The 9,588-nt window shown below is 48.8% G+C and carries 10 protein-coding genes and 2 rRNA genes; 6 read left to right on the top strand and 6 right to left on the bottom strand.

Annotated features, from left to right (window positions below; all coding sequences use genetic code 11):
* Position 1 precedes the first annotated feature (1 nt).
* On the bottom strand, positions 2 to 973 hold the full coding sequence (gene epmA / locus GMA8713_RS16760; protein ID WP_062712405.1) for an elongation factor P--(R)-beta-lysine ligase: 972 nt from the start codon (positions 971 to 973) through the stop codon (positions 2 to 4).
* A gap of 461 nt (positions 974 to 1,434) precedes the next feature.
* On the opposite strand from epmA, the gene frdA reads away from it, so the two are divergent.
* From frdA to frdD, 4 genes are read left to right on the top strand one after another with little or no spacing between them, the layout of a single operon-like run.
* Positions 1,435 to 3,246 (top strand): fumarate reductase (quinol) flavoprotein subunit, encoded by a 1,812-nt coding sequence (gene frdA / locus GMA8713_RS16765; RefSeq protein WP_062712408.1) that lies wholly within the window; start codon positions 1,435 to 1,437, stop codon positions 3,244 to 3,246.
* Positions 3,246 to 4,001, top strand: a complete 756-nt coding sequence (locus GMA8713_RS16770; protein ID WP_062712412.1) for a succinate dehydrogenase/fumarate reductase iron-sulfur subunit — start codon at positions 3,246 to 3,248, stop codon at positions 3,999 to 4,001. The genes frdA and GMA8713_RS16770 overlap by 1 nt, the downstream gene beginning before the upstream one ends.
* Positions 4,002 to 4,003: 2 nt before the next feature.
* A complete protein-coding gene (gene frdC / locus GMA8713_RS16775) occupies positions 4,004 to 4,387 on the top strand; it encodes a fumarate reductase subunit FrdC (protein WP_062712415.1) in 384 nt (127 codons plus the stop codon).
* A 24-nt stretch (positions 4,388 to 4,411) separates the two neighbouring features.
* Positions 4,412 to 4,774: a fumarate reductase subunit FrdD gene (gene frdD / locus GMA8713_RS16780; protein ID WP_002535614.1), complete on the top strand. Its 363-nt coding sequence runs from the start codon at positions 4,412 to 4,414 to the stop codon at positions 4,772 to 4,774.
* A gap of 70 nt (positions 4,775 to 4,844) precedes the next feature.
* Here the strand turns inward: frdD and GMA8713_RS16785 are convergent, their stop codons facing one another.
* Positions 4,845 to 6,221 (bottom strand): SPFH domain-containing protein, encoded by a 1,377-nt coding sequence (locus tag GMA8713_RS16785; protein ID WP_062712420.1) that lies wholly within the window; start codon positions 6,219 to 6,221, stop codon positions 4,845 to 4,847.
* A gap of 265 nt (positions 6,222 to 6,486) precedes the next feature.
* The gene (efp, locus tag GMA8713_RS16790) at positions 6,487 to 7,053 is read right to left on the bottom strand and encodes an elongation factor P (RefSeq protein WP_002535616.1); all 567 of its coding nucleotides are present in this window, start codon (positions 7,051 to 7,053) and stop codon (positions 6,487 to 6,489) included.
* Positions 7,054 to 7,087: 34 nt separating this feature from the next.
* On the opposite strand from efp, the gene epmB reads away from it, so the two are divergent.
* Positions 7,088 to 8,110, top strand: coding sequence for an EF-P beta-lysylation protein EpmB (gene epmB / locus GMA8713_RS16795; RefSeq protein ID WP_062712423.1), 1,023 nt, complete (start codon positions 7,088 to 7,090; stop codon positions 8,108 to 8,110).
* Between the two features lie 96 nt (positions 8,111 to 8,206).
* Positions 8,207 to 8,701: a GNAT family N-acetyltransferase gene (locus tag GMA8713_RS16800; RefSeq protein WP_062712425.1), complete on the top strand. Its 495-nt coding sequence runs from the start codon at positions 8,207 to 8,209 to the stop codon at positions 8,699 to 8,701.
* A 47-nt stretch (positions 8,702 to 8,748) separates the two neighbouring features.
* Here the strand turns inward: GMA8713_RS16800 and GMA8713_RS16805 are convergent, their stop codons facing one another.
* The 3 genes from GMA8713_RS16805 to GMA8713_RS16815 form a co-directional block, all read right to left on the bottom strand.
* The gene (locus tag GMA8713_RS16805) at positions 8,749 to 9,087 is read right to left on the bottom strand and encodes a 50S ribosome-binding protein YggL (RefSeq protein WP_062712427.1); all 339 of its coding nucleotides are present in this window, start codon (positions 9,085 to 9,087) and stop codon (positions 8,749 to 8,751) included.
* A gap of 192 nt (positions 9,088 to 9,279) precedes the next feature.
* Positions 9,280 to 9,395, bottom strand: a 5S ribosomal RNA gene (gene rrf / locus GMA8713_RS16810).
* Between the two features lie 94 nt (positions 9,396 to 9,489).
* A 23S ribosomal RNA gene (locus GMA8713_RS16815) occupies positions 9,490 to 9,588 on the bottom strand; the annotation flags it as partial.

The following is a 9,588-nucleotide window of genomic DNA, read 5'->3' on the forward strand; positions in this document are numbered from 1 at the left end:
ATTAGGCTCGCCCGACCGGAAAAGCAATCACCTCATCGATGTGGGTTTTGCCTAAAGCCAGCATGATCAGACGATCGATACCCAACGCAACACCTGCGCAATCCGGCAAGCCATAACGAATCGCTTCAATCAAATGATGATCGATAGGCTGAGCTTTCAGCCCCATCTTTTCACGCTTGCGGTTATCTTCTTCAAAACGGGCCAGTTGCTCGTCAGCGTTGTCCAGCTCATAGAAACCGTTCGCAAGCTCAATACCTTTAAAGTAGACCTCAAAGCGCGCCGCCACACGATTATCGTCTTCACACACTCGCGCCAGTGCCGCCTGTGATGCCGGGAAGTTGTAAACGAAAGCCGGAACAGTTTGGCCAATTTTCTCTTCAACACCAACGCTGAATAAGAGTTGCAGCAAGGTATCGCGGTCTTCTTCCGGCTCGGCGATATCAGACAATCCAAGTGGTGCAGCTACAGCCTTCAACTCGTCCATCGAGCCTTCCAACGGGCAGACACCGAGCACCTTGATGAACGCTTCCTGATAAGTCATTCGCTCTGCACCGTCAACGCCTAGAATCAGTTGCAGCAAGGCATCCATTTCATCCATCAATGCATGATGGTCAAAACCTGGACGGTACCATTCCAGCATGGTGAATTCAGGGTTGTGGTTTCGTCCCGCTTCTTCGTTACGAAACGCTTTGTTGATTTGGTAGATAGCACCACTCCCCGCCGCCAGCAGGCGTTTCATGTGGAACTCAGGGCTGGTCATCATGTAAAGCGGGATACCCTTAGCGAAACCTGGGCCGACAAATTCCGTCTTGAAGGTATGCAGATGAAAATCCGTCACCGTCGCCTGACTCATGGCTGGCGTGTCAACTTCCAGTACATCACGCTCGGCAAAAAAGCCGCGAATATCGTTCACCAGTTTGGCTCTGGCTTTCAGGGTTTCAATTTCTGCGGTGGGACGCCATTCAAGGGTCATTACTATCACTCAATCTCATTATGACTGGCGGCATTTTAGCTTTCGAAAGCCATGATAGAAACCCGCCGCTTCATTGACATCATTAATGCCTTTTCTGCCCTTTCATTCAAGCGACTGAATTAGCGCAATAAAAGCGCACAACTCCTTTCGATAACCATTCTCATTTTCACCATTTTTCCTTTTTAAAAGAGAGGGTTAAATTGCATTCATCGATGACAGATTTTACGTGTCAGAAACAAGAGAAAATGACGCGCAACCTCTGTTTAACAAGGTGATTTCTTCCTGTCTAACGACCTGGATCACAAATCTACTGCTCTGGCTTTTTAGAAGGCAGAAACTCGGAACAAATACCCTTTCAGGTCAAAATTTACGGGATTTAACTTTAATAAGATGGGGAAAGTTTTTGAGTTAGATGCACGGTTAGCATCTTTAAATTTTTAACAATCCTCCGGAGGATAGCTGTGAAAACCATTACCACAGATATCGCTGTTATTGGCGCGGGCGGTGCAGGTCTTCGTACTGCAATTGCTGCTGCAGAAGCAAACCCAGAGCTGGAAATCGCTTTGGTTTCCAAAGTTTACCCAATGCGTTCCCACACGGTGGCCGCAGAAGGTGGCTCCGCCGCTGTCATCAAGGATGAGGATAGTCTCGACAACCACTTCAACGATACCGTTGGCGGTGGTGACTGGCTATGTGAACAGGACGTTGTTGAATATTTCGTAGAAAACGCGACTCGCGAAATGGTTCAGTTGGAGCAATGGGGTTGCCCATGGAGCCGCAAGGGAAACGGTGACGTAAACGTACGTCGCTTCGGTGGTATGAAGGTTGAGCGTACCTGGTTTGCCGCTGATAAAACCGGCTTCCACATGCTGCACACCCTGTTCCAGACATCGATCAAATACCCACAAATCAAACGTCTCGACGAGTATTTCGTCGTTGATCTGCTGGTTGTCGACAATGAAGTACAAGGCCTTATTGCCATTCACATGGCGGAAGGCGAACTGGTCTGCATTAAAGCAAAGTCTGTCGTACTGGCAACTGGTGGTGCGGGCCGTGTTTACAACTGCAACACCAACGGCGGTATCGTGACTGGCGACGGCATGGCGATGGCTTTCCGTCACGGTGTGGCACTGCGCGACATGGAGTTCGTTCAATATCACCCAACAAGCCTGCCAGGCACCGGCATTCTGATGACAGAAGGCTGTCGCGGTGAAGGCGGCATCATCGTCAATAAGAACGGCTACCGTTACTTGCAAGATTACGGCATGGGCCCGGAAACGCCGGTTGGCCAGCCAAAGAACAAATACATGGAGCTGGGCCCGCGTGACAAAGTGTCTCAAGCGTTCTGGCACGAGCAGCAAAAAGGTAACACCATCAAACACCCACTGGGTGATGTGGTTCACCTTGACCTTCGCCATCTGGGTGAAGAGTACCTCAAGGAACGCCTGCCGTTTATCTGTGAACTGGCAAAAGCATACGTGAATGTCGACCCAGCGAAAGAGCCAATCCCAATCCGTCCAACCGTGCATTACACCATGGGTGGTATCGAAACCGATTCCCGCACTGAAACCAGCATTAAAGGTCTGTTTGCGGTGGGTGAGTGTTCTTCTGTCGGCTTGCACGGTGCGAACCGTTTGGGCTCAAACTCACTGGCAGAACTGGTGGTCTTTGGCCGCGTAGCCGGTGAAGGTGCCGCTGACCGTGCTGCTGAATTCAAAGGCTGGAACGAAGCTGAAATCGCAAATCAGATGGAAGCAGTGAAAGCTCGCATCGATGTGCTGATGTCGCAAGAAGGCGATGAGAACTGGGCGGAAATCCGCACTGAAATGGGTCATACCATGGAAGCGGGCTGTGGTATCTACCGCCGCGAAGATCTGATGCAAGAGACCATCAACAAGCTGGCTGAGCTGAAAGAACGCTACAAGCGCATCAGCATCAAAGACAAGGGCAAAGTATTCAACACCGACCTGCTGTATGCGATTGAAGTGGGCTACGGTCTGGAAGTTGCTGAAGCCATGGCACACTCCGCCGTGCTTCGCCGCGAATCCCGAGGTGCGCACCAACGTCTGGACGACGGTTGCACCGAACGTGATGACCAGAACTTCCTGAAGCACTCGCTGGCATTCTATAACCCAGAAGGTGCACCAACGATTAAATACAGTGACGTGAAAATCACCAAGTCTCAGCCAAAAGCACGTCTTTACGGCGCCGCTGCAGAAGAAGCTGAAGCAGCAGCGAAGAAGGCTGAAAAAGCAGAGAAGGAGCAGGCATAATGTCAGCAAACCGCATTCAGAAAGTCAGCATTCTTCGCTACGACCCATCGAAAGATGACGAACCACGTCTGCAAACCTTCGACGTGCCATTTGATGAAACCATCTCTGTACTGGACGCATTGGGTTACATCAAAGATCACCTGGACAAAGATCTGTCTTACCGCTGGTCTTGCCGCATGGCGATCTGTGGTTCCTGCGGCATCATGGTCAACAAGGTGCCAAAACTGGCATGTAAAGCCTTCCTGCGTGATTACCCAGACGGCGTAACCATCGAGCCACTGGCGAACTTCCCAATCGAGAAAGATTTGATTGTCGACATGACGCCGTTCACCGAGCGTCTTGAAGCCATCAAGCCTTACATCATTGGTAATGACCGCACACCGGAAGATGGCCCGAACAACCAGACGCCTGAGCAAATGGCGCGCTACAAACAGTTCGCTGGCTGCATCAACTGTGGTCTGTGTTATGCGGCATGTCCGCAGTTTGGTCTGAACCCTGAGTTCATTGGCCCTGCCGCGCTGACACTGGCACACCGCTACAACCTCGACAGCCGTGATAACGGTGCTGCTGAGCGTATGAAGCTGATTAACGGTGAAAATGGTGCTTGGGGTTGTACCTTTGTGGGCTACTGCTCTGAGGTATGTCCTAAGAACGTTGACCCGGCAGGCGCGGTAAACCAAGGCAAGATCGCATCGTCACAAGACTTCGTGATTGCAATGCTCAAGCCAGATGGCTCTAAGAAAGTGGAGGCTTAAGGATGTCTAACCGTAAACCTTACGTTCGTGAAATGAAGCGTACCTGGTGGAAAGACCATCCTTTCTACCGCATATACATGGTGCGTGAAGCCACTGTGCTTCCGCTGATTTTCTTCACCCTGTGCCTGACTTTCGGTTTGGGCAGTCTGGTCGTTGGCGAAGCGGCATGGAATGGTTGGTTATCATTCATGGCAAACCCCGTCGTTATCGCGATCAACATCGTGGCACTCGCGGGTAGCCTTTTCCACGCACAGACTTTCTTCAGCATGATGCCGCAAGTGATGCCTATCCGCATCGGTGGAAAATTGCTGGATAAGAAAGTGATCGTCCTGACGCAGTGGGCTGCTGTTGCGGTGATTTCTGCTGTGATTCTGTTTCTAGTTTAACCCCGACATCTGAGGAGATTTAACGTGGTCGATTTGAATCCAAAACGTTCTGACGAACCGGTATGGTGGGGGCTGTTTGGTGCAGGTGGTTCATGGTTTGCCATGATCACCCCTGTGACCATTCTGGTTCTGGGCATCATGGCACCAATGGGCATGCTGGATGCAGAAGCATTGAGCTATGAGCGCGTCACAAGTTTTGTCACCAGCTTCATCGGCGCACTGTTCACCATCGGTACTCTGTCTCTGCCAATGTGGCATGCGATGCACCGCCTGCACCATGGTATGCATGATCTAAAATTCCACACTGGCACCGCAGGCAAAGTCGCCTGTTACGCAACGGCATTTCTGATCAGCGCCCTGTCTGTTATCTTCATTTTTATGATTTAACAGCCAGTAAAACGAGAAAAAGGGAGCATTTGCTCCCTTTTGTTTACCCAGGCTCTATTGAGATAGGCCTTTACTGCTGCACTTTCTGCATGGCTTCGGTTTTTTCCATCATTCCCAATGCGCCAAGCCCGGTGATCACATCAAGGTTGGTGGTCATCTTGCCGCCATCACCGCCACCAAAGTAATGTTTTGGCACTTCAACTTTGAAGTCTTTCAGGTTGTGATAAAGCGACGTAGAAATATCACGGTTAAGCTCTGCCAGATACACATCGCGGTTTGCACCATACGCATCATACTTAGCTTTCAATATGGCCGCCTCCGCTTCACCTTTAGCCAGAATCGCTAGAGCTTCGAACTCCGCAGCCTTCGCGTTAGCCTGTTCTTTAGATTTCTCCACTTCCGCCAATTGCTTGGTTTTTTCTACCTCAACAATCTCACGCTTGGCAATTTGCTGCGCAACCGCCACTTCTTTTTGTTGGGCAATCACCGCCAGTTCTTTAGTACGCTGCGCATCCTGAACTTCACGGGTACGCTGGATTTCTTTGCGAAGCTGCTCGGTTTCCGCTTGCGCCTTAGAGGTTTCCTGCTCCTGAATCGCACGGATACGATCCGCGACCAATCGCTTCTTGTCCGCCAACAGTTGGTCTAACTGCTTCTCCGGCTGCGGATCGCCGATGGTAACCTGAGTGACATGAATACCATATTGCTGCAGCGGGTTATCCTGTCGGATTGGCTGACCACTTGCATCACGTACCGGCACGGTTTTCCAGACCAATTGTTGGGTGCGTTGCAGTTTATTGGCATCAGATTGATTCAAACCAACAGGTGCCAAATCCAACTCTTCCACTTCGACCTGACGACGTTCGGTTAAATAGATCCCCTCTCGAAGCTGATCGCCAAGCTTAGATTTGAATTGGTTCAGTCCGCCCTGGAAGAACTCCTCTCCCGTGTACTGGGTTGCCGTGATCACCGTGACGTTTCGTGCGTTTTTCACCAACAAAGCATCAATCAGGTTGCTGTTGTTACGAAATTCTCGGTGCATTTTCTTCACAGCTTCCGGATCGTTGCTCAACTTGAAGTGGTAAGTCACCGGAATTTGACCAATGTAAGTATCCGCAAAACGCACCTGCACCGGATCCAGACGCTGGTAGAAATCTTCACCTGCATTGTTACCGAATGACACAGTGATCACTTGATCGTACTGTGTGATCTTCGACAGAAACGGCATCCGAAAGTGAATACCAGGCTCAGTAAATACATCCAGCTCACCTGTCATATTGTTCTGGTGAACATAAGTGTAGCCTGCATCTGTCATCAATACTGAGCTATTAATTGTCAGCCCCAACCCGAGCAGCGGTATACCAATAATCGCTGCTTTGATACCTGTTCTAGCCAACTGACGTCTTTCTTCCATTTTTAAATCCTGTCCTAGATTTTTAGTGTCCATATCCTTTTCCTTCTTATTTGCTGCTTGATGAATAAAGCGGTATGGCTTTTAGGCCAAAGTGAATAACTACTCATCACCAGCGGGAATAAATGTAACAAAAAACTCATAACAGGAATATTCGAAACATTAACCGTATTTATTCGTTTTTAACGAAACATAACAGCAGGGAATGATAGGAGGGGTTTGCGAAGATAACTTGGAATTTACGTGGCTCTGATACGCAAAAAGCGCCCCGAAGGACGCTTTTCAGCATTGAAGTAATGAATTACTTCACGCGGCTTACGTATTCACCTGAGCGAGTGTCAACTTTGATCACTTCGCCGATTTGGATGAACAGAGGTACACGCACAACTGCGCCAGTGATCAGAGTTGCTGGTTTACCACCGGTACCCTGAGTATCGCCTTTCAGGCCTGGGTCAGTTTCAGTCACTTCCAGCTCAACAAAGTTTGGTGGAGTCACTGCGATTGGGTTGCCGTTCCATAGAGTCAGGGTACAACGATCGTTCTCTTTCAGCCATTTGATGTTTTCGCTTACTGCTTTCTCGTCAGCCGCGATTTGCTCAAATGATTCTGCGTTCATGAAATGCCAGAACTCACCGTCAGTGTACAGGTAGTCTAGTTCCATATCGATAACGTCAGCAGCTTCAACAGAGTCGCCAGACTTGAAAGTCTTCTCCAGCACTTTGCCAGAAAGCAATTTGCGGATTTTCACGCGGTTGAACGCTTGGCCTTTACCTGGCTTAACGAACTCGTTTTCGATAATGACACAAGGCTCGTTATCGAGCATAATTTTCATTCCGCCGCGGAATTCATTGGTGCTAAAAGACGCCATGTCTATCCTCTTAACATCTTCGAAGTTGTCATAAATGCCGGACATAATAACCCGAAATGCGCCTTCTGTTGAGCAAAACTGGCTCAAAGAAATGGCAAATGCTGTCTCAGATCCTCAAAAGCTTTTGCAACAGCTTGATATAGAGCCTTCCGCATGGATGTCTGGCTTCAGCGCGCGTGAACTATTTTCCCAGCGCGTGCCACAAAGCTTCATCAATCGCATGGAAAAAGGTAACCCACACGACCCTCTGCTGCGTCAAGTGTTGCCAGTGATTGAAGAGTTCGAAGAAGTCAGTGGTTTCACCACAGATCCACTTGAAGAGCAGGACAATACGGTTCCAGGCCTGTTGCACAAATACAAAAACCGCGTACTGATGATTGTTAAGGGTGGCTGCGCAATTAATTGCCGCTATTGTTTCCGTCGCCATTTCCCGTATGAAGACAACAGAGGTGGGAAAGACGTCTGGCGCGAAGCGATCACTTACTTACAGCAGCATCCCGAAGTGGATGAAGTCATCCTTTCAGGTGGCGACCCACTGATGGCAAAAGATCACGAACTGAAATGGCTGATTGAAGCCATAGAGTCTGCACCGCATATTAAACGTCTTCGTATCCACACACGTTTACCTGTCGTTATTCCATCCCGAGTGACGTTAGCACTTACTCACATGCTTGAGTCATCAAGGCTTAGTGTGGTGCTGGTTACGCATATCAACCATGCTAACGAGATTGACGACGAACTCCATGCATCGATGGCTAAACTAAAACAAGCAGGTGTTACTCTCTTAAACCAAGGTGTGCTTCTCCGCGGTGTGAATGATTCTGTCGAAGCGCTGAAAAGCCTGAGCAACAGCTTGTTTGATGCAGGCATCTTGCCGTATTACCTGCATGTACTGGATAAGGTAAAAGGGGCAGCGCATTTTCTGGTCGACGACGACGAAGCCAAAAAGCTGATGTCTGGTCTTATCAAAGAGGTCTCTGGCTATATGGTCCCACGCCTGACCCGTGAGATCGGTGGACGCGATAGTAAAACACCACTAGACCTTCACCTTGAGTGATAGAAGTAAGCAATCACCAACTAAAAAAACTGCTTGCCTAGCAATCAGTTGCAAGCAATGATGAAAAGTCCCTCTGGCATTACCTAAGGAGTGACTATGCCTGTAACTGTTCGTCCTGTAGAGCCTCGCGATATTCCTGCTATTCAGCAACTTTATGCCTGCCCGAAAGCACAAGCTGGCACACTGCAAATGCCACTACCATCGCTTACGATGTGGGAAAAGCGACTCAATAATCTACCGGATGACATTTACTGCCTGGTCGCAGAAGAGAATGGTGAGATAGTCGGTCAATTAGGCTTTGAAGCCAACCAAAAAGGGCGAAGACGTCATGTCGGACAATTTGGCATGGCAGTGCATGATGACCACACAGGAAAAGGCGTCGCCAGCGCATTGCTTACTGCAATGATAGACTTGGCGGACAACTGGCTGAACCTGCGCCGAATCGAGTTAACCGTTTATAGTGACAATGAAGCTGCTATTGCCTTATATCAAAAGTTTGGTTTTAGGCAGGAAGGTATCGCGGTTGATTACGCGTTTCGAAATGGAAAATACGTCGATGCGCTCTTTATGGCACGCCTGAACACTCAATAATCCAAGAAGACAATAGAGATCCGGTCATCCGGATCCTTTTGTTTTAATTAATCAACAAACTCCAGTTGATGGAGATCGACAAGCGATCCCAACTCTAGCAACTCCACTTCATTACGCTCTTCAATCCATTCCTTAATTGATTTCCTATCCTGCTCTGTCGCAGAGCCATATCTGAGAGCGGAACCTATAACTAACTCGATATCACTCATACCTCCGCCGCCAACAAGCAGATGTCTGGATTCAGCAAAGTCGGCCAAAGACTCAATAAAAGCATCTAATTCTTCGTCGCTTTCCGTATTCAGCTTCAGACTGATCACAAAGCCAAAAACTGCAAATTCATCCAGATACAGTTTCTTTCTCAATCGCTTGGAACGTTGTGATGGCATGGCTCAGGTTCCTGTCAGATAGCAAGTGCTGACAGTGTAGAAGCAAGTTTAGAAGTTAGCCGTAACGGAGATTAAAAAACGGGAGCGGTGGTAAATATGGAAAGATGTAGATGCAAAAAAGCCCTGACCGTCAGGTCAGGGCTTCTTCTGCTTTTTGTCTTCACTTTTTCAAAAAGTGAAAGAAAATTAGAAGCCTGGCGATGTCCTACTCTCACATGGGGAGACCCCACACTACCATCGGCGCTGTTACGTTTCACTACTGAGTTCGGCATGGAGTCAGGTGGGTCCATAACGCTATGGTCGCCAAGCAAATTCGTTAAAATCTTGGAAAGTGACTGTCTTTGTTCTCGTTCTACACATTCAATGTTCTATTCGAGTCCGTCAAAACCCCTTGGGTGTTGTATGGTTAAGCCTCACGGGCAATTAGTATCAGTTAGCTCAACGCCTCGCAGCGCTTACACACCTGACCTATCTACGTCGTCGTCTCCAACAACCCTTTAG

This window comes from Grimontia marina, assembly GCF_900060185.1.
GTDB classification, from domain to species: domain Bacteria; phylum Pseudomonadota; class Gammaproteobacteria; order Enterobacterales; family Vibrionaceae; genus Enterovibrio; species Enterovibrio marinus.